We start from the raw sequence: 24,805 nt of genomic DNA, 5'->3' as shown, positions 1-24,805 counted from the left end.
CATCACGCCGCTTCGAAGTCCACCAGTACCGTGCCATCACCCACCTGGTCGCCGGCCTTGGCGCGATAGCCCTTCACCGTCCCATCCGCCGGTGCCTGCAGGGTGTGCTCCATCTTCATCGCTTCCAGCACCACCAGCGGCGTGCCGCGCTTGACCTCGGTGCCGGCCGCGACCAGTGTCGCGACGATCTTGCCCGGCATCGGCGCCAGCAGGCTGCCGGCATCGGCCACGGCGTGGTCCGATTCGCCCACCGGATCGTGCAGGGTGAAGCGGTGCTGGCCGTCGGCGCCGAACAGGTACAGCTGGTCACCGTCGCGCAGCAGCTGCAGCGACCAGCGGCGTTCGCCCAGCTGCACGGTAAGATGCTGCGCATCGGCTGTGCCGATCACCTGAACCGGCGCGGCGTCATCGCGCTGCACGCGCCAGCCATCGGCCTGTGCCCACACTTTCAGCGTGTGCTTGCGTTCGCCCTGCTGCAGCGGCAGCACGCGCGGTGCCGATGCGCCGAGGCGCCAGCCATCCTGGGCCTGCCATGGCGAATGCGGGTCGCGCGCGTCGGTGCTGGCACCAGCAGTGCCAGCAACCGCGGCCACGGCGGCCAGCTGCCACAGGGCGTCATCCGTGTCGCCCACTGCACTCAATGCCGCCTGTTCGCGTTCGATCAGCGCGGTATCCAGCTTGGCGTGCGCGAACGAATCGGTGTTCACCAGCCGGCGCAGGAAGCCGGCATTGGTGGTCACGCCCACCACCTGGCAGTCGGCCAGCGCCTGGCTCATGCGGCGCAGCGCGGCGTCGCGGTCCACGTCCCAGACGATCAGCTTGGCAATCATCGGGTCGTAGTACGGGGTGATGCTGTCGCCTTCCTCCACGCCGGTATCCACGCGCACATGGGCCGATGGCGTCGGCAGGCGCAGGCGGCGCAGGGTGCCGGTGGACGGCAGGAAGCCACGGTCGGCATCTTCGGCGTACAGGCGCGCTTCGATGGCGTGGCCGTGGATGGCCAGCTGTTCCTGGCGCAGCGGCAGCGGCTGGCCCGAGGCTACGCGCAGCTGCCACTCCACCAGATCGGTACCGGTGATGTACTCGGTGACCGGGTGCTCGACCTGCAGGCGGGTGTTCATTTCCATGAAGTAGAAATCGCCATCCGGGCCGGCGATGAACTCCACCGTGCCGGCACCGACGTAGCCCACCGCACGCGCGGCATCGACCGCGGCCTTGCCCATCGCAGCACGACGTTCCGCGCTCATGCCCGGGGCGGGTGCCTCTTCCAGCACCTTCTGGTGGCGGCGCTGCACCGAGCAGTCGCGCTCGAACAGGTAGACCGCCTCGCCGTGGCTGTCGCCAAATACCTGGATCTCGATATGGCGCGGGCGCTCGACGTACTTCTCGACCAGCACGTGGTCGTTGCCGAATGCCGAGGCCGCCTCGCGCTGGCAGCTGGCCAGCGCATCGACGAAGTCCTCGCTGCGCTCGACCTTGCGCATGCCCTTGCCACCGCCGCCGGCACTGGCCTTGATCAGCACCGGGTAGCCGATGCCATCGGCCTGCGCGCGCAGGAAGTCCGGCGCCTGCTGGTCGCCGTGGTAGCCCGGGGTCAGCGGCACACCGGCCTTGGCCATCAGTGCCTTGGCCGCGCTCTTGTCGCCCATCGCGCGGATGGCGCTGGCCGGCGGTCCGATGAAGGTGATGCCGGCGGCGGCGCAGGCGTCGGCGAAATCGGCGTTCTCGGACAGGAAGCCGTAGCCGGGGTGGATGGCCTGCGCGCCGGTCAGGCGTGCGGCGTCGAGCAGGACATCGCCGCGCAGGTAGCTCTCACGTGCAGCGGCCGGACCAATGTGGATGGCTTCGTCGGCCAGGCGCACGTGGCGTGCGTTGCGGTCGGCATCGGAATACACCGCCACGGTGGCGATACCGAGGCGTCGGCAGGTGGCGATGACGCGGCAGGCGATCTCGCCGCGGTTGGCGATCAGGACTTTGGTGAACATGGCAACAGGCTCGGTCATGGCACGGGTCACATGCGGAACACGCCGAAGCGCGTCTGCTGCGGGGCGGCGTTGAGGCTGGCCGACAGGGCCAGGGCGAGCACGCGGCGGGTGTCGGCCGGATCGATCACGCCGTCGTCCCACAGGCGCGCGCTGGCGTAGTAGGGATGGCCCTGTTGTTCGAACTGCTCGCGGATCGGCGCCTTGAACGCATCTTCTTCCGCTGCCGGCCACTGTCCGCCCTTGGCTTCGATGCCATCGCGCTTGACCGTGGCCAGCACGCTGGCGGCCTGTTCGCCGCCCATCACGCCGATGCGCGCGTTCGGCCACATCCACAGGAAGTTCGGCGAGTACGCACGGCCGCACATGCCGTAGTTGCCGGCGCCGAACGAGCCGCCGATGACCACGGTGAACTTGGGCACCTTGGCGCAGGCCACGGCCATCACCAGTTTGGCCCCGTCCTTGGCGATGCCGCCCTGTTCGTACTTGCGGCCGACCATGAAGCCGGTGATGTTCTGCAGGAACACCAGCGGGATGTTGCGCTGGGTGCACAGCTCGATGAAGTGCGCGCCCTTCAGCGCCGACTCCGAGAACAGGATGCCGTTGTTGGCGATGATGCCGATCGGGTAGCCGTTCAGATGCGCGAAGCCGGTCACCAGCGTTGCGCCGTAGCGCGGCTTGAATTCATCGAAACGCGAACCGTCCACCAGTCGCGCGATCACTTCGCGCACGTCGTAGGGCTTGCGCGTATCGGCCGGGATCACCCCGTACAGTTCATGCGCCGGCAGCAGCGGTTCTTCGCTGGCCTGCATCGCCATCGCCGGTTCCGGCTTGCGCCAGTTGAGCTGGGCGATGATCGCACGCACCCGTGCAAGTGCCTGCAGGTCGTTGTCGGCCATGTGGTCGGCCACGCCGGAAATGCGCGTGTGCACGTCGGCACCGCCCAGTTCCTCGGCCGTCACCACTTCGCCGGTGGCCGCCTTCACCAGCGGTGGGCCGCCCAGGAAGATCGTGCCCTGCTCGCGCACGATCACGGTCTCGTCGCTCATCGCCGGCACGTAGGCGCCACCGGCGGTGCAGCTGCCCATCACGCAGGCGATCTGCGGAATGCCCTGCGCCGACAGGTTGGCCTGGTTGAAGAAGATGCGGCCGAAATGGTCGCGGTCGGGGAACACCTCGTCCTGCAGCGGCAGGAACGCGCCACCGGAATCGACCAGGTAGATGCACGGCAGGTGGTTCTGCTCGGCGATCTCCTGCGCGCGCAGGTGTTTCTTCACCGTCATCGGGTAGTAGGTGCCGCCCTTGACCGTGGCGTCGTTGGCCACGATCACGCATTCCACGCCGCTCACGCGGCCGATGCCGGCCACCACACCGGCGGCAGGCACGGCGTCTTCGTACATGCCATGCGCGGCCAGCGGCGCGATTTCCAGGAAGGCGCTGCCGGGGTCGAGCAGGGCATCAATGCGGTCGCGCACCAGCAGCTTGCCGCGTGCGGTGTGCTTGGCGCGTGCGGCTTCGCTGCCACCCAGCGCGGTGCGCGCCAAGGTGGCATGCAGGTCGTCGACCACGGCCTGCATGGCCGCGCGGTTGCTTTCAAACGTTTCGCTGCCCGGTTGCAGCTGGCTGTTCAGGACGGTCATCGCGGTGGCCTTACAGGGTGCGCTGGAACAGTTCACGGCCGATCAGCATGCGGCGGATCTCCGAAGTGCCGGCGCCGATTTCATACAGCTTGGCGTCGCGCCACAAACGGCCGGTCGGGTACTCGTTGATGTAGCCGTTGCCGCCCAGGATCTGGATCGCCTGGCCGGTCAGCCAGGTGGCCTTCTCGGCGGCATACAGGATGGCACCGGCGGCGTCCTGGCGGGTGGTGCGGCCCTGGTCGCAGGCGCGCGCCACGGCATAGACATAGGCGCGGCAGGCGCCCAGGCCCACGTACATGTCGGCGATCTTGCCCTGGATCAGCTGGAAGCTGCCGATCGCTTCACCGAACTGGTGGCGCTCGTGCACGTACGGCATCACCACGTCCATCGCCGCGGCCATCAGGCCCAGCGGACCACCAGAGAGCACCACGCGCTCGTAGTCCAGGCCGGACATCAGCACGCGCACGCCGCCACCGATCTGGCCCAGCACGTTTTCTTCCGGTACTTCGCAGTCCTGGAACACCAGCTCGCAGGTGGGCGAGGAACGCATGCCCAGCTTGTCCAGCTTCTGCGCGGTGGAAAAGCCCTTCATGCCCTTTTCGACCAGGAACGCGGTGATGCCCTTGGCGCCAGCGTCCATGTCGGTCTTGGCATAGACCACCAGCACGTCGGCGTCCGGGCCGTTGGTGATCCACATCTTGTTGCCGTTGAGCACGTAGCGGTCACCGCGCTTGTCGGCGCGCAGCTTCATCGACACCACGTCCGAACCGGCACCCGGCTCGCTCATCGCCAGTGCGCCGATCAGGCTGCCGTTGCACAGGCCCGGCAGGAAGCGCTGCTTCTGTTCTTCGTTGCCGTTCTTGCGCAGCTGGTTCACGCACAGGTTGGAGTGCGCGCCGTAGGACAGGCCGATGCCGCCGGAAGCACGCGAGATCTCTTCCATCGCCACCACGTGGGCCAGGTAGCCCATGCCGGTGCCGCCGTATTCTTCTTCCACGGTGAGGCCGAGCAGGCCCTGTTCGCCCAGCTTCGGCCACAGGGCCAGCGGGAACTGATTGGTGGCATCGGCCTCGGCGGCCAGCGGTGCGACCTCGGCGGCGGCAAAATGGGCCACGCTCTGGCGCAGCAGGTCGATGTCTTCGCCAAGATCGAAGTTCAGGGATGGCACGTGCATTGTGGTGGCTCCACGGCGGGATGGCAGGAAATGGACGCACCCGACGGGGGAGCGGGCGGCGGTGTACAGGACCGCCACCCGTACGGGCGATGGCCCCAGCGTAGCGGGGTTCGGGCAAGAAGTGAATACGAATTCAAAAATTGAAACTAGAATCAGAACATGGCCTATAAACGCTCTGCATTGATGGAAGAACGCCTGGCCGGGGCCCGTGAAAGGATCCTGCTGGCCACCCGTGAGCTGGTCGCCACCGGCGGCTGGCGCAACGCCCCGGTGACGGCCGTAGCGACCCAGGCCGGGGTATCCACCGGCCTGATCTACCGCCACTTCCCGTCCAAGGCCGAACTGTTCGTGGAGGTGCTCAACGCCGCCGTGGCCCACGAGGTCGCGATCATGGAGCGCATCGCCAGTGGCCCGGAAGTGGCCAGCGAGCGTCTGCGGCTGGCGATCACCGCCTTCGTCCGCCGTGCGCTGGCTGGGCCGGGGCTGGCCCATGCCTTCATCGTTGAGCCGGTCGACCCGGATGTGGAAGCCGAGCGCATGCGCGGCCGTCGTGCCTTTGGGGATGTCTTCCTGCGGCTGGTGGAAGAGGGCGTGGCCGCCGGTGAACTGCCGGCGCAGGACGCGCACGCCACGGCCGCGTGCCTGGTCGGTGCCTTCACCGAAGCGATGGTCGGCCCCACCGCGCCCAGCCGCGAAGCGCACCGCGACGAAGACGCGCTGGTGGATGCGATCTGCAGCTTCTGCCTGCGCGCGATCGGCGCCCGGTAATCCGGTAGAGCCGGCCGCTGGCCGGCTTCTGTTGCTGGGGTCAGATCCCTTTTGCGGCGCAAAAGGGATCTGACCCCATCCCCCGGCATGTTGCGCCGCACCAGCAGTGACGCCTGTTGTCGCACGCAAGGCGCGTTCTATACTCGGCCCATCACGCAGTCGCTCAGCCGTGGTCCAACGACTATCAGCCAGGGGTAACGAAGAGTGCGGAATTACGATCTGGAGTTCCTGAAACGCTTCTCCATGGTGATCGCGCTGCTGGCGACCATCACCCTCGGCCTCATCCTCCTTGCCGCCTACATCCACACCCGGATTCCGCCCGAGGTGTCGCCGACCGCGGCCAAGCGCACCGAACAGCGCATCTCGCCCACCGGTGCGGTCTATGCCGGCAGTACCGGCGCCGCCGCGCAGGCAGCGGCCAAGGCCGCCGCGCTGGCCAAGGCGGCGTCGCAGGTGGCCTATGGCGGCACCAAGGACGGCAAGGTCATCTTCGACAACCTGTGCACTGCCTGCCACACCACGGGTGTGGGCATGGCGCCAACGCTGGACCATTCGCACTGGGACAAGCGCATCGCGCAGGGCAAGGACACGCTCTACAAGCACGCCATCGAGGGTTACACCGGCCCGGACGGCGGCATCATGCCACCCAAGGGCGGCAACCCGGCGCTGACCGAGGAGCAGATCCACGCCACCGTGGACTGGATGCTGGGCAACCTGAAGTAGACGATCGTGCCGGCCAGCGGCCGGCACGACCCGGCTTTGCCCACCGAGGCCTGATCGCTCATATGCCCCCGCTGCGCAGGCGGGGTTTCGCATTTCAGGGTTAGTCTGTGCGCCTCTTCCATGGAGTCGCCCGTCGATGCGCCGCCGTTCCCTCGCCCTTGCCCTGTCCCTGCTGCTGCCGGCCGGCGCCTTTGCCCAGGCCCAGCCGCAGGCCGCACCGGTCGCGTCGCCCTCCGCCGCGCGCAGCAGCGGCACCGTGGTGCTGACCGCCGCACCGGCCGACTGGCGCGCGCTGGATGGCCAGCGTGTGCGCATCGCCGCACCGCTCACCCTGGCCGGTACCGACGGCCTGGAGCGCTTCGGCCAGCTCACCGTCGCCTTCGATGGCCGCCTTTGGCAGCCGACCGAAGTGGCCGCGCCGGGTACTGCCGGCTACGAGCAGGTGATGGCCGACAACCTGCGCCGCCGCCTGGTGCTGGACGACGGCAGTGATGCGCGCGACCCGGCCAGCGTGCCGTACCTGCCGGCCAACCCGGTGCTGCGTACCGGCATGCAGCTGCGCAATGTGGAGGGTATCGTGCGTGTGGACGCACAGGGCCGTCCGCGGCTGCAGGTCGAAGGCGCGCTGAAGCTGCCGGAGCTGAAGCGTCCGGCGGTGCCGACGGTGCCGGGCAGCCTGCACGTGGCGGCCTTCAACCTGGAGAACTTCTTCAATGGTGACGGCCAGGGCGGTGGCTTCCCGACCCTGCGCGGCGCGCGCACGCTGGACGAGCACAAGGCGCAGGTGGCCAAGCTGGTCACCACGGTCAACGCGCTGGGGGCCGACGTCGCCGCGCTGATGGAACTGGAGAACGATGGCTACGGTCCGCAGTCGGCCATTGCCGAACTGGTCGATGCGCTCAACCGCGACCGTGGCGCGCAGGGCGACTGGCGCTTTGTCGACGCGGGCAACGGCCCCGGCGACAACCCGATCCGGGTCGGCATCATCTACCGCAGCTCACGCCTGCAGCCGGTGGGCGCGCCGGCCACGCTGACCGGCGGCCCGTTCGTCGAGCACAGCCGCGTGCCGTTGGCGCAGGCCTTCCAGGGCAAGCAGGGCGCGCCGTTCGTGGTGGTCGCCAACCATTTCAAGTCGAAGGGCTGTCGCGATGCGAGCGGTGCCGACGCCGACCGCAACGACAACCAGGGCTGCTGGAACGCCACCCGCGTGACCTCGGCGCAGCAGCTGCACGCCTGGCTGCAGACCGACCCGACCGGTACCGGTGCCAAGGACGCGGTGCTGCTGGGCGATTTCAATGCCTACGCGATGGAAGACCCGATCCGCACCCTGCATGAGCTGGGCTGGCAGGACGCGTTCAAGGTCGCCAAGGTCGAGCATCCCTACAGCTACGTCTACAACGGCTACACCGGCCGCCTCGACCATGCACTGCTGAGCCCGGGCATGGCCAAGCGCCTGCGCGGGGCCGCCGAATGGCACAGCAATGCCGACGAGCAGGACGCCAGCGGCTACCAGGGCCGCAACGTACAGGGCCCGTGGCGCAGCTCCGACCACGACCCGCTGTTGCTGGGTTTCGATGAATAACCCAGCGGTTGTGCATCCGCTGGGGTGTGGCGTGCACATGGGGCGGCACTGATCCTGCTGTTGCTTTTGATCTTCCAGTCCGTCTTCAAGCGAGCCGAGCATCGCAGGTGAATCAGGGGCGAAGAGGCGCCGATGTCTGAGCGCAGCGAGTTCGGCGCCGTCCCCTGGTTCATCGAGAAGCGCAGGGTACCGGTGCACAGCACCGGCTCGCGGCTGGCGGCGCGTTTCTTTTGGTTACTTTTCTTTTCGCGCGAAAAGAAAAGTGACATCCCACCGCGGGCGCGGAAATGGCCCGCCGCAACCAACGCTCACCCCCAGGCGATCAATCCGATCGCCAGCACCGCCAGCGCCAGGCCGGCGCGGTTCCACTTCGTGGTGGCCTCGCCGAAGGCGAACACGCCCACCAGTGCACCCAGCACCACCACGCCGATGTTCATGCCGGCGAACACGGTGGCCGGGCTCTCCGGCATCGACTGATGCGCATGCACATAGAAAAGAATGTTGCCGCCATTGAGCAGGCCCAGCAGCGCACCCGCGCCGAGGTTGCGCCAGGCCAGCCGGCTGCGGCCGCTGAAATGCCGCCATAGCTGCAGCGCCAGCATCAGCACGAAGGCCACGCTGAAGCTGGCCAGCACCGCCGCCATCGACGGCGTGCCGGACAGTGCCACCTGCTTGAGCAGCACGTCGACCACCGCGAACCCGGCCCAGACGCCCAGCAGCCAGCCCCAGCCACCGGGCGAGGACGCCACCGCCGGGCCGCGCGGGCGCAGGCTGATGGCTACCATCGCCAGCAGGCCCAGGCCAAGCCCGGCCAGCTTCCATGGCGTGGCGGTCTGGCCGAAGAACAGGAAGGCGGCGGCCAATGACAGCAGCAGCGACAGCCGCTGCGCCACGTCGCTGCGGACGATGCCGGCCACCGCCACCGCGCGGCCCAGCACCAGGAAGATCGACGGCAGCACCACCGCCAGCGCCAGCAGCGACACCCACGGCGCATGCGGCGCGCGCAGCGCCTCCAGCGGCGGCTGCAGCACCACGGCAGTGAGGGTGGCGGCCACCAGGTAGTTCCACGTCACCATCTGCGGCACGTCCAGCGCGCGGCGGTTGGCCAGCTTCAACAACACCGAAACCAGCACACTGCAGATCACGGCCAGGGACAGGTAGAGCATGGGGCGGGGCACAGGGCAGGGGCAGGGGACGGTATCATGGTGCCATGCACAAGCCTTCGTTCCCCGTCGCCCCCGGCGAAACCGCCTGCCTCGAACTGGACGGCCCGGCCGGCCCGCTGGAAGTGGTCGTCGACCTGCCCAAGGCCGATGTGCCGGTGCAGCCGATCGTGGCCATCGTCTGCCATCCGCTGTCCACCGAGGGTGGCACCCTGCACAACAAGGTGGTCACCATGACCGCCACCACCCTGCGCGAGCTGGGCATTACCACGGTGCGCTTCAACTTCCGCAGCGTGGGTGGTTCGGCCGGTGAGTTCGACCACGGCGTGGGCGAGCAGGATGACCTGAAGGCCGTCGCCGCCTGGGTGCGCAGCCAGCGTCCGGACGACCGCCTGTGGCTGGCCGGTTTCAGCTTCGGCTCGTTCGTGTCGCTGAAGGCCGCCGGCGAACTGCAGCCGGAAGCGCTGATCTCGATCGCGCCGCCGGCCGGTCGCTGGGACTTCGATGGCATTGCACCGCCGGCCCGCTGGCTGGTGATCCAGGGCGAGCAGGACGAGATCGTCGACCCGCAGGCCGTCTACCAGTGGCTGGACACGCTGGACGCCCCGCATGAGCTGGTGCGCATGCCCGAGACCAGCCACTTCTTCCACCGCAAGCTGATCGATCTGCGCGGCGCGCTGACCCACGGCGTCAAGCACTGGCTGGGCGCAGCGGCATGAGTGCAACGGAGTTGACCCCGTCGCAGCGGTACGCGGAAGGGGTTGCCCGTGGCGACTGGCAGAACGACCCGGCCCAGCATGCGGCGCTGGCCGAGCTGGACCGCATCCACCTGGGCCTGCTGGACAGTGCCGAGGACGGTTGGCTGGACCGCCTGTCCTCGTTCTGGAAGAAGCCCGAGCCGGTGAAGGGCCTGTACTTCTGGGGCGGCGTCGGCCGCGGCAAGACCTTCCTGGTTGATCTGTTCTACGACGGGCTGCCGATCAAGCAGAAGTACCGCACCCATTTCCATCGCTTCATGCGCAGCGTCCATGAGCGCCTGCGCGAGCACCAGGGCCAGAGCGACCCGCTGGCGAAGATCGCCCAGGAATGGCGCAGCAACCTGCGCGTGCTGGTGCTGGACGAATTCTTCGTTACCGACATCGGCGATGCGATGCTGCTGGCGCGGCTGCTGGAGCGCCTGTTCGCCGAAGGCGTGACCCTGGTCACCACCTCCAACACCGCGGTGGAGAACCTGTATCTGAACGGCCTGCAGCGCGAGAGCTTCCTGCCGGCCATCGGCCTGCTGCAGCGCTTCTGCGTCGAACTGTACGCCGAGGGCACCGAGGATTATCGGATGCGCGCGCTGACCCGCTCGCCGGTGTACCGCGCACCGCTGGCGGCCGACAGTGACGACTGGCTGGCCACCCGCTGGAACGAGCTGAGCGGCGGCCAGCCGGCCAAGCCCGGCAACATCGAGATCGAGGGCCGCAAGATCCCGGTCCGCGGCCGCGGCAAGAGCATCGCCTGGTTCGACTTCGCCGCGCTGTGCGAGGGCCCACGCGGGCCCTCGGACTACATCGAGATCGCGCACGAGTTCAACACCGTGCTGCTGGGTGGCATCCCCGCCTTCGACCGTTTGAACGAGGATGCCGCGCGCCGCTTCGTCAACCTGATCGACGAACTGTACGACCGCCACGTCAACCTGGTCTGCACCGCCAGCACCTCGCCGATCGAGCTGTACACCGGGCAGCGCCTGCAGGGCGCGTTCGAGCGTACCGCCTCGCGCCTGATCGAGATGCAGAGCGCCGAGTACCTGGGTACCCCGCACCGGGCGTGAGGGGGCCGCTGGTTGTAGAGCCGAGCCCATGCTCGGCTGCTTCTGAATGACGTGCCGAAAGGCAGCCGAGCGTGGGCTCGGCTCTACAACAGCGCGGCGGGCCTATCGACTCGGCGCCACCGCATCATCCTGCGGCTGCTCGCGCACGCTGGCCGCCACTTGCACGCCCTCACTGCGCTGGATCAGCCGCAGCGGCTGCCCCTGATAGCGGACCTCGAGCGCGTCGTGGGCCTCGGCCACGGCGGCCACCAGCGGGCACAGCGCCTGCGCGCGGGCCTCGATGCGCTCGGCGCGGCCTTCCAGCTGCTGTTCCATCTGCGCGTCCAGGCGGTCGGCGCGCTCCTCCATCGCCTCGCTGCGGCCGGTGACCATCTGCCACAGCATGCTGCGGGCGATGGATGCGGACAGCGACTCGGCCATGTCCTGCACCTTGGCCTCGAAGCCCGGCCCGAACACCGCCTGTTCCCAGTAGCCCTTGCCCAGCGTGCCGCCGATCCAGTCATCGGCCTGCCGGCGCAGGCGCCGGACCTTGCGGCTGTTGGCGGTGCCGGTGAGGCTCTCATAGACCCCGTCGAGCACGTCAAAGCTCAGCCCGCTCACTTCCTGGGCCAACGCCGTGGCTGCCGGCATCAGCTGCCGCGCCCCCGCCTCCATCTGCCGCAGGCGGGCGGCGTCGGCCTCGCTGACCGGCACGACCGTGTCGTCCAGGCTCAGCACGCCATCGTGGAACACCACCTCGTGCGGCGCCTGCGGGCCATGCCGCAGCCAGATGCCGCCGCTGTCCACCAGCACGTCGTAGTCGGTGCGCATGCCGCACTGGTCCGAGCGCAGCTTCGGGGCGTCGCCGGCCATCACCGGGGCGGTGGCCAGGCAGGCCAGCAGGGCCAAGGCGGGCAGGGGCGGGCGCATGGTGGAATCCTTTCCGGTCGGTGCAGGGCCCCAGCATCCCGCGCCCGCACGGTGCCGTCACCGGCCGGAAGTCACTGCCCGATGGCATCCAACCGGCCATACCGGCTTTCCCACCGGCTGCCCACCATCTATCCACAGGGTTGTCCCTAGCCAGTTTCATCACTGTCATGTGAAGCTGTCATTGTTCCGTTTTCGCGGTGCGTTGTACCACCGCAATGACGCCTTTCGGGCTTGACTGCGCAGCCCGTTCCGGCAGGTCTGAAGCGTCTGATCCGGGCGCCGATGGCACGATCCTTGCGGCGCAAGGGATTGCCGAATTTCACTACATTTGGCGTTGACGGACCCCATTACCCCCACTATCTTGTGGCCGTCGGTCGCAGCAACCCCAATTCCAGGGGTGCCCGGGGTACCCATCCGCGATCGTCAACGGCAGTGGCAGGCGCAGGGTCTCATCCCCTGCGACGCCGTCCTGCCATCCTGGGCTGTCATGTCCCGGGCTGCGTCACCCGATGCATCGAGCACCCACCAATCACGCCAAGAGGACACCCGCCGTGACCACCGAATCCAGCGCCACCATCGAGAAGGAAAGCGAATTCCTGTTGACGTCGCCGCCGACGGCCAACGCGATGAGTGTGACCAAGCGCAATGGCACGACCGAACTGGTGGACCTGAACAAGATCGTGCGCGCGGTGCAGCGTTCCTCCGAAGGCCTGCACGCTGTCGATCCGATGCGCGTGGCCACCCGCACCATTTCCGGCCTGTACAACGGCGCCACCACCCGCGAGCTGGACGAACTGTCCATCCGCACCGCCGCCCTGCTGATCGGTGAAGAGCCCGAGTACGGCCGCCTGGCTGCGCGCCTGCTGGCCAACTACATCGCCAAGGAAGTCTCGGGCCAGGAAATCTACGCGTTCTCGCAGTCGGTCAGCCGTGGCCATGAAGTCGGCCTGATCAACGACCGCCTGTTGAACTTCGTGCAGACCAACGCGCGCAAGCTCAACGATGCCATCGACATCTCGCTGGACCTGAACTTCGATTACTTCGGCCTGCGTACCCTGTACGACCGTTACCTGCTGCGCCACCCGCACACCCGCAAGGTGATCGAGACCCCGCAGCAGTTCTTCCTGCGCATCGCCAGCGCGCTGAGCGAGGACGTGTCCGAGACCCTGGCGCTGTACAAGCGCATGGGCAACCTGGACTACCTGCCGTCCAGCCCGACCCTGTTCAATTCCGGCACCACCCACGAGCAGCTGTCCTCGTGCTTCCTGCTGGACTCGCCGCAGGACTCGCTGGAGTCGATCTATTCCAAGTACGGCGATATCGCCCAGCTGTCGAAGTTCTCCGGCGGCATCGGCGTCAGCTACACCCGCGTGCGCTCGCGTGGTTCGCTGATCAAGTCGACCAACGGCCACTCCAACGGCATCGTGCCGTGGCTGAAGACCATGGATTCGTCCGTGGCCGCGGTGAACCAGGGCGGCAAGCGCAAGGGCGCGGCCTGCGTGTACCTGGAAACCTGGCATGCCGACATCGAGGACTTCCTCGAGCTGCGTGACAACACCGGTGACGAAGCCCGCCGTGCGCACAACCTGAACCTGGCCAACTGGGTGCCGGACCTGTTCATGAAGCGCGTCGAAGCCGACCAGGAATGGTCGCTGTTCGATCCGCGCGTCGTGCCGGAGTTCACCGACCTGTTCGGCGAAGCCTTCGAGGCCGCCTACCTGCAGGCCGAAGCCCAGGGCAAGGCCAACCGCACCATCTCCGCGCGCAAGCTGTATGCCCGCATGATGCGTACGCTGGCCGAGACCGGCAACGGCTGGATGACCTTCAAGGACAAGTGCAACCGCGCCAGCAACCAGACCCTGCGTCCGGGCAACGTGATCCACCTGTCCAACCTGTGCACCGAAATCCTGGAAGTCACTTCCAACGATGAAACCGCCGTGTGCAACCTGGGTTCGATCAACCTGGGCAACCACTTCGACGAGCACAACGAGTTCGACTTCGAGAAGCTGGCCGAGACCGTGCGCCTGGCCGTGCGCCAGCTCGACCGCGTCATCGACCTGAACTTCTACCCGATCGAAACCGCCCGCCGCGCCAACCTGCGCTGGCGTCCGGTCGGCCTGGGCTGCATGGGCCTGCAGGACGTGTTCTTCCGCAAGCGCCTGCCGTTCGACAGCGCCGAAGCCCGCGCCCTGTCGAAGAAGATTGCCGAAGCGATCTACTTCCACGCGCTGGAAACCTCCTGCGAGCTGGCCCAGGAACGTGGCAAGCACCCGTCGTTCAACGACACCCGTGCCGCCGGTGGTGAACTGCAGTTCGACGCCTGGAACGTGGTGCCGGAAGACACCGCACGCTGGGATGCCCTGCGTGAGCGCATCAAGGAACACGGCCTGCGCAACTCGCTGATGATCGCGATCGCCCCGACCGCGACCATCGCCTCGATCGCCGGCTGCTACGAGTGCGTCGAGCCGCAGGTGTCCAACCTGTTCAAGCGCGAGACCCTGTCCGGTGACTTCCTGCAGGTCAACCGCTACCTGGTGAACGAGCTGAAGAAGCTGGGCCTGTGGACCGCCGACATGCGCGATGCCATCAAGCTGGCCGAAGGTTCCATCGCCGGCGTGGCGCAGATTCCGGAAACGCTGCGCGAGGTCTACCGCACCGCGTGGGAACTGCCGATGCGCTCGCTGATCGACATGGCCGCCGAGCGTGGCGCCTTCATCGACCAGTCGGCCTCGCTCAACCTGTTCATGGAAAGCCCGAACATCGGCGCGATGTCTTCCATGTACATGTACGCCTGGAAGCAGGGCATCAAGACCACCTACTACCTGCGTTCGCGCCCGGCCACCAAGATCGCCAAGACCACGGTGAGCAGCGCAGCCCCGGCCAAGGTGTTCAGCCCGGACGAAGCCATCGCCTGCTCGCTGGAAAACCCGGAAGCCTGCGAGGCCTGCCAGTAAAACGCGCTGTGCCGGCCCCGCCGGCACCTCGCACCTGTAGAGCCGAGCCATGCTCGGCTGCGAAAAAACACCCACGGTAGCGCCGGGCCATGCCCGGCGGCTCACCCAGGAATTCAAGGAAACACCCATGGCCGACAAGCCCAAGCAGATGCTGCTCGATCCCGGTTTTGAACTGACCCTGCGCCCGATGCGCTACCCGCAGTTCTATGACATGTACCGGAACGCGATCAAGAACACCTGGACGGTGGAAGAGATCAACTTCCAGATCGACATCACCGACCTGCACAGCAAGATGTCGCCGGGTGAGCGCCACCTGATCCACCGCCTGGTCGCGTTCTTCGCCACCGGCGACTCGATCGTGTCCAACAACCTGGTGCTGAACCTGTACCAGCACCTCAATGCGCCGGAAGCGCGCATGTACCTGTCGCGCCAGCTGTACGAAGAAGCGCTGCACGTGCAGTTCTACCTGACCCTGCTCGACAACTACCTGCCGGATCCGGAGGAGCGCGTCAAAGCCTTCGCCGCGGTGGAGAACATCGACTCGATCAAGAAGAAGGCCGACTTCTGCTTCAAGTGGATCGATTCGATCCAGGACCTGAAGCGCATCGAGACCCGCGCCGAGCGCCGCCAGTTCCTGCTCAACCAGATCTGCTTCGCTGCCTGCATCGAAGGCCTGTTCTTCTTCGCCGCGTTCGCCTACGTGTACTACTTCCGTTCGCGCGGCCTGCTGCCGGGCCTGGCCTCGGGCACCAACTGGGTGTTCCGCGACGAGAGCGCGCACATGGAGTTCGCGTTCGAGTCGGTGCGTGTTGTCCGCGAGGAAGAGCCGGACCTGTTCGACGAAGAGATGAAGCAGCAGGTCTACGACATGCTGGCCGAAGCCATCGAATGCGAAGTGCAGTTCGCCGAGGACGTGCTGTCCGGCGGCGTGGCCGGTATCTCGACCCGCGACATGCGCCAGTACCTGCAGCACTGCGCCGACCAGCATTTCGCCAAGCTGGGCATGGAAAAGAAGTACAACGTGCGCAACCCGCTGCCGTTCATGGAACTGCAGGACGTGCAGGAACTGACCAACTTCTTCGAACGCCGCGTCTCGGCCTACCAGGTCGGCGTGCAGGGCGAAGTGGCCTTCGACATGAACTTCTGATCGGACCGGTCAGGCCTGTCGCAACGAAGAACCCCGGCCAATGCCGGGGTTTTTTGTTGCGCATCAACAAGATGGGCTATTCTCGCTGGACTCCGGCGGCGGCGGTACGTCGTACCCATGCCGTGCCTGGACAGGAAGAGGGGACGCCACGGCAGGAATGACGCGCGGACAATCCCAGCGCCGCGTTCCCGTACGCGTGTTCCCACCATGGTGGTGGAATTGAATGGACCCTGGAGGTCGCAATGGAGACTGCAGTGCCTGGAACAGCAACCCGCAAGACCGTGTTTCGTGGATGGATGGGAGGACTGTTCGCCGTCCTGGTCGCCTGTCCGTCACTGGCCCATGGCACGAACTGCGATTCCAAGGTGGCCAACGTTTCCATCGATGCCAGCGGCAAGGTGTTCGTGGCAACCACCGCCTCGCCCATCCACGCGGTCTGCAACATCGTCAGCAAAGGCGATTTCAGCATGCCGCCGGAGGTCTGCAAGGCAACCTACGCCATGCTGATGAGTGCGAAGGTCTCCGCCATTCCCATCCGCCTGTACTACACCAGCGTGCCGCAATGTGGCGATATCAAGGCCTGGTCGGCACAACCGAGCTTCTACCACGCCGAACTGTTCTGATCACGGGGCTGGGCGTATCGCCTGGAGGGCACGCCGCGATCAGCGCCGTCCTTCCACCGCCATGCGTACCGCCAGCCCGGCCAGCACCGTGCCCATCAGCCAGCGCTGCACCACCTGCCAGGTCGGGCGCGCAGCCAGGAAGCCGGCGATGCTGCCTGCAGTCAGCGCGATCATGCCGTTCACGCTGACGCTGACCAGGATCTGGGTGGAGCCCAGCACGATCGACTGCATCAGCACACTGCCTTCGCCGTCGGGATGCAGGAACTGCGGCAGCAGCGACAGGTACATCACGGCCACCTTCGGGTTCAGCAGATTGGTCAGAAAGCCCATCGTGAACAGCTTGCGCGGGCTGTCCTGCGGCAGGTCGCGCACCGCGAACGGCGAACGGCCACCCGGCTTGAGCGCCTGCCACGCCAGGTACAGCAGGTACAGCGCGCCGCCGATGCGCAGCGCGTCGTAGGCAAACGGTACCGTCATCAACAGGGCGGTAATGCCCAGCGCCGCACACAGCATGTAGAACACGAAGCCCAGCGCCACCCCGCCCAGCGAGATCAGTCCCGCCATGGGCCCCTGGCAGATCGAGCGCGAGATGACGTAGATCATGTTCGGCCCGGGCGTGATCACCATGGCCAGCGAGACCAGTGCAAAAGCCAGAAGGTCGGAAGTGGCGGGCATGGGCGGTCCTGGCGGTGGGCGTGGCGCAGTGTAGCGCCTGCCACGGGCGGTGCCTGCGCAAGCACCGCTGCCAGGTGGCCATTGCACATGCGTTCCGATGGCCGTCACGCCGGTCGCATAAAATTACCGGACCCCACACACCGAAGCACCCCCATGACCCCGATCCCCGAGACCGTGCCGCCCACCGAAGTGCGCATGGCCGAAATCGTCTTCCCGAACCACACCAACCACCTCGGCACCCTGTTCGGTGGCCAGGCGCTGGCGTGGATGGACAAGGCCGCCTTCCTGGCCGCTGCGCGCTACTCGCGCCGCACCGTGGTGACCGCGCGCAGCGACCAGGTCGACTTCAAGCTGCCGATCCGCATCGGCCAGATGGTGGAAACCATCGGCCGCATCGTCGAAGTCGGCCGCAGCTCGATGAAGGTCGAGGTGGAGCTGGTCGCCGAAGACCTGCACAGCGGCGAGCGCAAGCTGTGTACCCGCGGCCACTTTGTGATGATCGCGCTGGACGAGGAAGGCCATCCGATCGCAGTGCCGCCCCTGCCGGTGGCCTGACCCGGCCGACTGGACCGGCGCTTGCCGGGGCGCGCATGCGCCCCCATCTGGTACCCATGACCCTGCCGCTGACCGACTTCATCGACCGCGCCCAGCGCCTGTTCGTGCTGACCGGTGCCGGTTGCAGCACCGCCTCGGGCATTCCCGATTACCGCGATACCGACGGCCAGTGGAAACGTACGCCACCGGTGACCTACCAGGCGTTCATGGGCGAAGCGGCCACCCGCCAGCGCTACTGGGCGCGCAGCCTGCTGGGCTGGCCGCGGTTCGGCCTGGCACGGCCCAATGGTACCCACCAGGCCCTGGCCGCACTGGAAAACAGCGGCAAGCTGCAGGTACTGCTGACCCAGAACGTGGACGGCCTGCACCAGCGCGCCGGCAGCCGCAACGTGATCGACCTGCATGGCCGCCTGGACCTGGTGCGCTGCATGGGCTGCGAGCGCCGTAGCGGCCGCGAGGACTTCCAGCAGCGCCTGCTGGACGCCAATCCCGGCTGGGATGCCCTGGAGGCTGGCATCGCCCCCGACGGCGATGCCGATCTGGAGACCGATTTCTCCAGCTTCGTGGTGCCCGGTTGCCCGTACTGTGGCGGCCTGCTGAAGCCGGACGTGGTGTTCTTCGGTGAAAACGTGCCGCGGGAGCGCGTGGAGGCGGTGCATGGGCACCTGCAGCAGGCAGACGCCGTGCTGGTGGTGGGCTCGTCGCTGATGGTCTATTCCGGCTTCCGCTTCGTGCAGGCAGCGGCCAGGGCAGGACTGCCGGTGGCGGCGCTGAACCGTGGCCGCACCCGCGCCGACGACCTGCTGCAGTTCAAGGATGAGCGGGACTGCGCCGAGGCGTTGGCGGGTTTTGCGACCCGGTAGCGCCGGGCCATGCCCGGCGCTACCGGTGACCCGCCCCCGCGAAACAGCGATCCATCCAGACGGTTGATTCGCAGGCCGTGCGGCGGTGCAATACGCCCCCCCTTCGTCGTTCATCACCGTCTTGAGCCAGCTGTTTTCGCCGATCTCGTTCGGCCCCCTGACCCTGTCCAACCGCATCGTCATCGCGCCGATGTGCCAGTACTCCGCCGAAGATGGCCGCGCCAGCGACTGGCATGCCATGCACCTGGGCAACCTGGCGCAGTCCGGCGCCGGCCTGCTGATCCTGGAAGCCACCGCGGTCGAGCCGCGTGGCCGCATCAGCTGGGCCGACCTGGGCCTGTGGGATGACGGCACCGAAGCGGCACTGGCACAGGTACTGGCCAGCGTCCGCCGCTGGTCGCCGATGCCGCTGGGTATCCAGCTCGGCCACGCCGGTCGCAAGGCGTCGGTGAAGCGCCCGTGGGATGGCGGCGGCCAGCTGCCGGCCGATGATGCGCGTGGCTGGGCCACCGTGGCGCCGTCGCCGCTGCCGTTCCACGCAGCCGATCCGGCGCCGCAGGAACTGGATGAGGCCGGCATTGCCGAAGTCGTCGCTGCCTTCGCCGCCAGCGCCGTGCGTGCCGAGCGCCTGGGCTTCGAGCTGATCGAGCTGCATGCGGCCCACGGTTACCTGCTGCACCAGTTCCTGTCCCCACTCAGCAACCGCCGCACCGACGGCTACGGTGGCTCGTTGCCGAACCGCCTGCGTCTGCTGGTGGAAGTGTTCGATGCCGTGCGTGCGGCAGTGTCCGACAAGGTCGCTGTGGGCGTGCGCATTTCCGCCAGCGACTGGGTCGACGGTGGTTGGGATCTGGTGCAGAGCGAAGCGCTGGCGCAGGTGATGGATGCGCGCGGCTGCAACTTCCTGCACGTTTCCAGCGGTGGCCTGGACGAGCGCCAGAAGATCACCGTCGGTCCGGGTTACCAGGTGCCGTTCGCGGCGGCGATCAAGGCCAAGGTGCGCATGCCGGTCATCGCCGTGGGCATGATCACCGAACCGGAGCAGGCCGAATCGATCCTGCGCCATCGCCACGCCGATGCGGTCGCGCTGGCACGCGGCATCCTCTACGACCCGCGCTGGCCGTGGCACGCTGCTGCTGCATTGCGCGACAGCGTGGAACCGGCGCCGCAGTACCTGCGCTGTGAGCCGCGCGACGCGCGTGGCGTGTTCAAGGCACGCTGATTCAAGGCACGCTGAGGCTCACACCCGCCAGGCCGGCGTGATGCCGGCCTGCAGGTGCTCGAACAGCGCGCGGATCTTGGCGGTGAAGTCGCGGCGGTCGCTGACGCAGAAGTAGACCTCCATCGGTTCCGGGCGCCACGCGGTGTTGGCGCCGAACACCGCCTGCAGGCGGCCATCGCGCAGGTACGGCTCGGCCACGAATGCGGCCAGCCGGGTAATGCCGGCACCGGCCGCCGCCAGCGTCGCCAGCGCATCGATGTCATCACAGACCATGCTCGGTGGCAGCGCGGCGTCCACGCGCTGGCCGTCCTTCAGCAGGCCCCAGCGCAATGGTCGGCCATCGGTGGGGAAGCGGTGCAGCAGACCACGATGGCTGCCCAGGTCGGAGGGTTGCTGCGGGGTGCCGTGTGCCGTCAGGTAGGCCGGTGAGGCACAGAACACGAAGGGCACGCGCGCCAGCTGCCGTGCGACTACGCCGTCCTCCAGCTGCGCACCGATGCGGATGCTGGCATCCACCGCTTCCGGCCCGTGCTGCACGGCGCGGTCGGTCAGGCGAAGCTCCAGCTGCAGTTGTGGATAGCGCTGCTGCAGCGACGGCAGCAACGGTGCCAGCACGTGGCGACCGAACGCGCTGCTGCTGGCGATGCGCAGTGGCCCGGCCGGTTCGATGTCGCCGGCGGTGACCATGGCCTGCGCGCGTGCCAGGTCGGCTTCGATGTGGCGCACCTGGGCCAGGTACAGCGCACCGGCCTCGCTGAGGGCCAGCTGGCGCGTGCTTCGGTTCAGCAACCGTACGCCCAGATGGGCCTCCAGACGGTTGATGTTCTGGCCGACTGCGGTGGCGCTGATGCCAAGGATGCGGGCCGCGGCGGCAATGCTGCCGGTCTCTGCGGTGCGGGTGAAGCTGCGGATCAGTTGCAACAGGTTCATGACCGACCAGCTTGCCATGGGGACGCCCAAGTATCGCTTGGGACTGAACCAAGCAGTTCGGTTGCATCGGAGACCATCGATCCGGCAGGCAGGTCGCTGCCCTACACTCGGAAGATGCGCCCCGATTCCATTCTTACCCTGTCCTGCCCCGACCGCACCGGCATCGTCTACCGCGTGTCCGGCCTTCTGTTCGACCACGGCTGCAACATCCTCGACGCGCAGCAGTTCGGCGATGAGGAAAGCGGCCGCTTCTTCCTGCGCGTGCACTTCGACCGCGACGCCAGCTTGCCGCTGGAGACCGTGCACACCGCCATGGCAACGCTCGCCGAAGGCTTCGGCATGGACTGGCAGCTGCACGATGGCCGACGCCGCGCGCGGCTGCTGGTGCTGGTCAGCAAGCAGGGGCACTGCCTCAACGATCTGCTGTTCCGCGCCCACAGCGGCCAGCTGAAGGTGGACATCGCCGCAGTGGCGTCCAACCATGCCGACTTCGCGCCGCTGGCCGCGTCCTACCAGGTGCCGTTCCATCATCTGCCGGTGAACGCGGAAACGCGCGCGGTGCAGGAGCAGCAGATCATCGACCTGGTCGAGCGCGAGCGCATCGACCTGGTGGTGCTGGCGCGCTACATGCAGATCCTGTCGCCCACGCTGTGCCGCGCGCTGGCGGGCCGCGCGATCAACATCCACCACAGCTTCCTGCCCAGCTTCAAGGGCGCGCAGCCGTACCATCAGGCACACGCGCGCGGGGTCAAGATCATCGGCGCCACCGCGCACTACGTCACCGAGGATCTGGACGAAGGCCCGATCATCGAACAGGATGTGGCTCGCGTGGACCACGCGATGGCACCGCGCGAACTGGTGCGGCTGGGCAGTGACACCGAATCGCTGGTGCTGGCGCGTGCCGTGCGCCGGCATGTCGAGCACCGCATCCTGCTCAACGGGCACCGCACGGTGGTGTTCCGGTAGTGCCGGCCGCGGGCCGGCAACAGCAGGGATCCCGGGGTTGCCGGCCAGCGGCCGGCACTACCGTTTCGGGTCGGATTACCGGTGGCGCCGGATCATGCCCGGCGGTCGTCCATCAGATGATCGCGATTCCCGCCTTCCCCAGCGCCTCGCGCACCATTGCGTCGTTGGCCTCGGTCACCGGCTTGGTCAGCTCCCACAGGAACTTCACCCGGAAGCCAGACTTCACCGCGTCCTGCGCGCTCCACAGCACGCAGTAGTCGCGGGCCAGGCCGCACACGTGCACTTCGCGGATGCGGCGCTCGTGCAGCCAGCCGGCCAGGCCGGTGGCCGGGCGCTCGCCATCGGGGCCGTGGTTCTCGCGGAAGGCGCTGTACGAATCCACCTGTTGGCGCGTGCCCTTGCGCAGGATCAGGTCGGCCACGGTCCAGTCCAAGCCCGGGTGCAGCGCGGCGCCATCGCTGCCCTGCACGCAATGGTCGGGCCACAGCGTCTGCGGCTGCGCGTGCAGCAGGATGGTCTCGAACGGACGCTTGCCGGGGTGCTGGCTGGCGAAGGAGGCGTGGCCGGCCGGGTGCCAGTCCTGGGTGGCCACCACCGTGCGGTAGCGGCGCTGTGCCAGCAGTCCGGCAATCGGTGCCACCAGCGCATCGCCCTGGTCGCAGGCCAGCGCGCCACCGGGCATGAAGTCCGGCTGCAGGTCGATCACCAGCAGGGCGACATCGGCGGGCAGGGCGGTCATGGCAGATCCACTACATCACAAGGGGGCGACCAGCGTGGCCGCCCCGGCGGCGCAGGTCAATCGCCCTGCGGCGTCTCAGCGTCCTGCCCGTAGTACAGCAGGCCGATCTTGATCCGCTCCCGGCCGTTCTCGCGGCGATGGCGGTTGGCATCGCGCAGCGAGTACACGCAGCCGCAGTATTCCTGCTGGTAGAACTGCTCGCGCTTGCTGATCTCGATCATGCGGCTGGCACCGCCACCCTTGCGCCAGTTGTAGTCCCAGTACTGCAGGCCTTCATAGCGCGATGCGGCGCGGATGCCGCAGTCGTTGATCTGCGTCATGTTCTTCCAGCGCGAGATGCCCAGCGACGAGCTGATGGTGTCGTAGCCGTGTTCATGCGCGTACAGCGCGGTGCGCTCGAAACGCATGTCGAAGCACATCGTGCAGCGGATACCGCGCTCGGGCTCGTTCTCCATGCCACGCGCACGGCTGAACCAGTTGTCGGTGTCGTAGTCGCAATCGATGAAGGGAATGCCGTGCTGCTCGGCGAAGCGGATGTTCTCCTGCTTGCGCAGCTCGTACTCCTTCACCGGGTGGATGTTGGGGTTGTAGAAGAAGATCGCGTAGTCGATCCCGGAGGCGGTGATCGCCTCCATCACTTCGCCCGAACAGGGCGCGCAGCACGAATGCAGCAGCAGGCGCTTGCCGTCGGCGGGCAGGGTCAGGGTGGGGCGTTGGAGATCGGTCATCGTCAGGTACCGCATGGACCGCCGGCAGCGACGGTGGCCCATGCATCAGCGCGTGGGTGGAACAGGGCGGGCCGGATACCGTGAAAAGGACGCGCGCGGCCGCGCTGCCTGCACGCGCAGGACAACGGCGGCCCCGGCACCCTCCCCGCGGAGAGTCCAGGTCGAATCAGGGGACGGTCGTGTCCCCCGGCCGTGGCCGGTATTCGGGCTGATGGACACGGGCCGCAGCCCACCTACTACCTGCCGCTTCCCAGGCATGTGCCCAGTGCTGTTGGCAGGATTCGTTTCCATTCACCGCTGCGGGGCAGCTCCGGAATGGGCGCGCGAGGCGCCTTCACCGGATTCCCGTTTAAATCCATCCCGTTATCGAAACGTCGGGAAGGATACCTTCGGCGTGTGCACGGTGGACCCGTTGGCGGCGATGGTCAAGGTCCGCAGGGTGCAACCGTGCGGGCCCGTGGCGCATCCATGCTGCAGGACCGCTTGGAACCCTGCCCATGGACAGTCTTGCCGCAACGCCCCCACACGCCCGCACCGGGCATCCAACTGCCCCGACCCGTGCCAGGCGGCGCTGCCTGCCCGTATGGGCGATGGGGCTGCTCTGCCTTTCCGGATGGGCCCATGCACTGCCTTCACCTGGCCCGGCATGTGCATTGGCCACTGCGCCCGGTGAAACCGTCATCGATGTTCCGTTCGAGGTTGTCGATGGGCGCATCTACCTGCAGGTGCAGGTCAATGACGCAGGTACGTTCCGCTTCGCCGTCGATACCGGTGCGAGTGGTGTGGCACGTGCCGATACCCGCCTGGTGCGCGCGCTGAATCTGCCAATGGGGGGCACCGCCTCTCATTCCGATGGCGTGCGCACCGCCGATGCCGCTACGGTCCGCTTCGATGCGCTCGCCCTTGGTGGCGTGCGCCGCCAGGACGTGGTGGCGATCACCCGCGACTACAACGCCCGACAGTCCGAGGCCGCCGCCTTCGATGGGATCCTGGCGCGCGATTTCTTCGACGATGGCCTGCTGGTGCTCGACTTCCCACGCAAGCGGCTGCGCTTTCGCCGCGACCATCGATTGCTGCCGGGGCAGCCGGGTACGCTGGCCTACACGCGGGCCTTCCGCATTCCGGTGCAGATCGGCACGGTTACGACCGAAGCACAGTTGGATACCGGCGCAAACGTGGCGCTGGTGCTGCCTGCTGCACTCCATGAGCGTGCAGCCAGCGGCACGGTTGTCGCGGGCGAACCACTGGCCCTCAGCCACGGCCGGATCCAGAGCGGCCGGGCACGGCTGGACGTGCCGCTGGTGGTCGGTGGCCTGACGCTTCGCAATCTCGACGTGCGCGTCTCTGATCACTACCCGGAGGCGGTGATCGGCGCGCACGCACTGCAGGACGCGGCGGTGCTGATCGATGCGGGCAGCAAGCGCGTGGCGCTCTGTCCGCAGCAGCGTTGATTGCCGGCCGGGCCTGAGCGGTGGATCCACGCCGTGCGTGGATGCCTCGGTTTCATGCTGCCGCCATGTACCGCTGGAGGCGGCCAGTGGCGCTTCCGTGGGCGGGTTCTCAGGCGGTGAGAAGGCTTCGCGTCATACTGCACCCGTAGCGTCGGATGGCATCTCGGGCACAGTCAGCGGGGGCAGGATAGTGGC

General features: G+C 67.5%; 22 protein-coding genes and 1 riboswitch. Of the genes, 13 read left to right on the top strand and 9 right to left on the bottom strand.

Annotated features, from left to right (window positions below; genetic code table 11):
- Positions 1-2: 2 nt before the first annotated feature.
- From EZ304_RS19510 to EZ304_RS19500, 3 genes are read right to left on the bottom strand one after another with little or no spacing between them, the layout of a single operon-like run.
- Complete coding sequence (locus EZ304_RS19510; RefSeq protein ID WP_142807914.1) at positions 3-1,985, bottom strand: acetyl-CoA carboxylase biotin carboxylase subunit; 1,983 nt, start codon at positions 1,983-1,985, stop codon at positions 3-5.
- A gap of 26 nt (positions 1,986-2,011) precedes the next feature.
- A complete protein-coding gene (locus tag EZ304_RS19505; protein WP_099551550.1) occupies positions 2,012-3,622 on the bottom strand; it encodes a carboxyl transferase domain-containing protein in 1,611 nt (536 codons plus the stop codon).
- 10 nt (positions 3,623-3,632) lie between these two features.
- The gene (locus tag EZ304_RS19500; protein WP_099551549.1) at positions 3,633-4,796 is read right to left on the bottom strand and encodes an isovaleryl-CoA dehydrogenase; all 1,164 of its coding nucleotides are present in this window, start codon (positions 4,794-4,796) and stop codon (positions 3,633-3,635) included.
- A 159-nt stretch (positions 4,797-4,955) separates the two neighbouring features.
- On the opposite strand from EZ304_RS19500, the gene EZ304_RS19495 reads away from it, so the two are divergent.
- The 3 genes from EZ304_RS19495 to EZ304_RS19485 all read left to right on the top strand — a co-directional run bounded on the left by EZ304_RS19495 (position 4,956) and on the right by EZ304_RS19485 (position 7,869).
- Positions 4,956-5,564: a TetR/AcrR family transcriptional regulator gene (locus tag EZ304_RS19495; RefSeq protein ID WP_099551548.1), complete on the top strand. Its 609-nt coding sequence runs from the start codon at positions 4,956-4,958 to the stop codon at positions 5,562-5,564.
- A gap of 204 nt (positions 5,565-5,768) precedes the next feature.
- Positions 5,769-6,287, top strand: coding sequence for a c-type cytochrome (locus EZ304_RS19490; RefSeq protein ID WP_005407662.1), 519 nt, complete (start codon positions 5,769-5,771; stop codon positions 6,285-6,287).
- Between the two features lie 136 nt (positions 6,288-6,423).
- A complete protein-coding gene (locus EZ304_RS19485) occupies positions 6,424-7,869 on the top strand; it encodes an ExeM/NucH family extracellular endonuclease (RefSeq protein ID WP_142807913.1) in 1,446 nt (481 codons plus the stop codon).
- Between the two features lie 308 nt (positions 7,870-8,177).
- On the opposite strand, the gene EZ304_RS19480 is transcribed toward EZ304_RS19485, so the two are convergent.
- Positions 8,178-9,035 carry an EamA/RhaT family transporter gene (locus EZ304_RS19480; protein WP_142807912.1) on the bottom strand — a complete coding sequence of 286 codons (858 nt, stop codon included), beginning with the start codon at positions 9,033-9,035 and terminating at the stop codon, positions 8,178-8,180.
- Between the two features lie 44 nt (positions 9,036-9,079).
- Between EZ304_RS19480 and EZ304_RS19475 the strand changes: the two genes are divergently transcribed.
- On the top strand, positions 9,080-9,751 hold the full coding sequence (locus EZ304_RS19475; RefSeq protein WP_099551545.1) for an alpha/beta hydrolase: 672 nt from the start codon (positions 9,080-9,082) through the stop codon (positions 9,749-9,751).
- Positions 9,748-10,848, top strand: coding sequence for a cell division protein ZapE (zapE, locus tag EZ304_RS19470; RefSeq protein WP_049429774.1), 1,101 nt, complete (start codon positions 9,748-9,750; stop codon positions 10,846-10,848). Before EZ304_RS19475 ends, zapE begins: the two co-directional genes overlap by 4 nt.
- Before the next feature lie 102 nt (positions 10,849-10,950).
- Here zapE and EZ304_RS19465 read toward each other — a convergent pair whose 3' ends face one another.
- Positions 10,951-11,757, bottom strand: coding sequence for a DUF2884 family protein (locus tag EZ304_RS19465; protein ID WP_099551543.1), 807 nt, complete (start codon positions 11,755-11,757; stop codon positions 10,951-10,953).
- A gap of 551 nt (positions 11,758-12,308) precedes the next feature.
- Here EZ304_RS19465 and EZ304_RS19460 point away from each other — a divergent pair.
- The 3 genes from EZ304_RS19460 (at position 12,309) to EZ304_RS19450 (ending at position 16,481) form a co-directional block, all read left to right on the top strand.
- Positions 12,309-14,711 carry a ribonucleoside-diphosphate reductase subunit alpha gene (locus EZ304_RS19460; protein WP_142807911.1) on the top strand — a complete coding sequence of 801 codons (2,403 nt, stop codon included), beginning with the start codon at positions 12,309-12,311 and terminating at the stop codon, positions 14,709-14,711.
- A 127-nt stretch (positions 14,712-14,838) separates the two neighbouring features.
- Complete coding sequence (locus tag EZ304_RS19455) at positions 14,839-15,858, top strand: ribonucleotide-diphosphate reductase subunit beta (RefSeq protein WP_004153683.1); 1,020 nt, start codon at positions 14,839-14,841, stop codon at positions 15,856-15,858.
- 254 nt (positions 15,859-16,112) lie between these two features.
- On the top strand, positions 16,113-16,481 hold the full coding sequence (locus EZ304_RS19450) for a hypothetical protein (protein WP_260678149.1): 369 nt from the start codon (positions 16,113-16,115) through the stop codon (positions 16,479-16,481).
- 39 nt (positions 16,482-16,520) lie between these two features.
- Here EZ304_RS19450 and EZ304_RS19445 read toward each other — a convergent pair whose 3' ends face one another.
- Positions 16,521-17,156, bottom strand: coding sequence for a LysE family translocator (locus tag EZ304_RS19445; protein ID WP_099551541.1), 636 nt, complete (start codon positions 17,154-17,156; stop codon positions 16,521-16,523).
- 153 nt (positions 17,157-17,309) lie between these two features.
- On the opposite strand from EZ304_RS19445, the gene EZ304_RS19440 reads away from it, so the two are divergent.
- The 3 genes from EZ304_RS19440 (at position 17,310) to EZ304_RS19430 (ending at position 19,796) form a co-directional block, all read left to right on the top strand.
- The gene (locus EZ304_RS19440) at positions 17,310-17,711 is read left to right on the top strand and encodes an acyl-CoA thioesterase (protein WP_049435481.1); all 402 of its coding nucleotides are present in this window, start codon (positions 17,310-17,312) and stop codon (positions 17,709-17,711) included.
- A gap of 56 nt (positions 17,712-17,767) precedes the next feature.
- A complete protein-coding gene (locus tag EZ304_RS19435; RefSeq protein WP_099603873.1) occupies positions 17,768-18,574 on the top strand; it encodes an NAD-dependent protein deacetylase in 807 nt (268 codons plus the stop codon).
- Between the two features lie 121 nt (positions 18,575-18,695).
- Complete coding sequence (locus EZ304_RS19430) at positions 18,696-19,796, top strand: NADH:flavin oxidoreductase/NADH oxidase (protein WP_111112503.1); 1,101 nt, start codon at positions 18,696-18,698, stop codon at positions 19,794-19,796.
- An 18-nt stretch (positions 19,797-19,814) separates the two neighbouring features.
- On the opposite strand, the gene EZ304_RS19425 is transcribed toward EZ304_RS19430, so the two are convergent.
- The gene (locus tag EZ304_RS19425) at positions 19,815-20,726 is read right to left on the bottom strand and encodes a LysR family transcriptional regulator (protein WP_099551538.1); all 912 of its coding nucleotides are present in this window, start codon (positions 20,724-20,726) and stop codon (positions 19,815-19,817) included.
- 114 nt (positions 20,727-20,840) lie between these two features.
- Here EZ304_RS19425 and purU point away from each other — a divergent pair, with 114 nt between their 5' ends.
- The gene (gene purU, locus EZ304_RS19420; protein ID WP_099551537.1) at positions 20,841-21,692 is read left to right on the top strand and encodes a formyltetrahydrofolate deformylase; all 852 of its coding nucleotides are present in this window, start codon (positions 20,841-20,843) and stop codon (positions 21,690-21,692) included.
- Positions 21,693-21,804: 112 nt separating this feature from the next.
- Here purU and pncA read toward each other — a convergent pair whose 3' ends face one another.
- Both pncA and EZ304_RS19410 read right to left on the bottom strand, forming a co-directional pair.
- Positions 21,805-22,431 carry a bifunctional nicotinamidase/pyrazinamidase gene (gene pncA / locus EZ304_RS19415; RefSeq protein ID WP_142807909.1) on the bottom strand — a complete coding sequence of 209 codons (627 nt, stop codon included), beginning with the start codon at positions 22,429-22,431 and terminating at the stop codon, positions 21,805-21,807.
- Between the two features lie 56 nt (positions 22,432-22,487).
- On the bottom strand, positions 22,488-23,174 hold the full coding sequence (locus EZ304_RS19410; RefSeq protein ID WP_428999705.1) for an epoxyqueuosine reductase QueH: 687 nt from the start codon (positions 23,172-23,174) through the stop codon (positions 22,488-22,490).
- Between the two features lie 162 nt (positions 23,175-23,336).
- Positions 23,337-23,551, bottom strand: a riboswitch (cobalamin riboswitch).
- A 261-nt stretch (positions 23,552-23,812) separates the two neighbouring features.
- Between EZ304_RS19410 and EZ304_RS19405 the strand changes: the two genes are divergently transcribed.
- The gene (locus EZ304_RS19405; RefSeq protein WP_185959198.1) at positions 23,813-24,610 is read left to right on the top strand and encodes an aspartyl protease family protein; all 798 of its coding nucleotides are present in this window, start codon (positions 23,813-23,815) and stop codon (positions 24,608-24,610) included.
- Positions 24,611-24,805: the final 195 nt, after the last annotated feature.

Origin of the sequence: Stenotrophomonas maltophilia (genome assembly GCF_006974125.1) — a bacterium.
Taxonomy (GTDB): Bacteria; Pseudomonadota; Gammaproteobacteria; order Xanthomonadales; family Xanthomonadaceae; genus Stenotrophomonas; species Stenotrophomonas maltophilia_O.
This window is presented reverse-complemented; position numbering and strand designations above follow the sequence as displayed.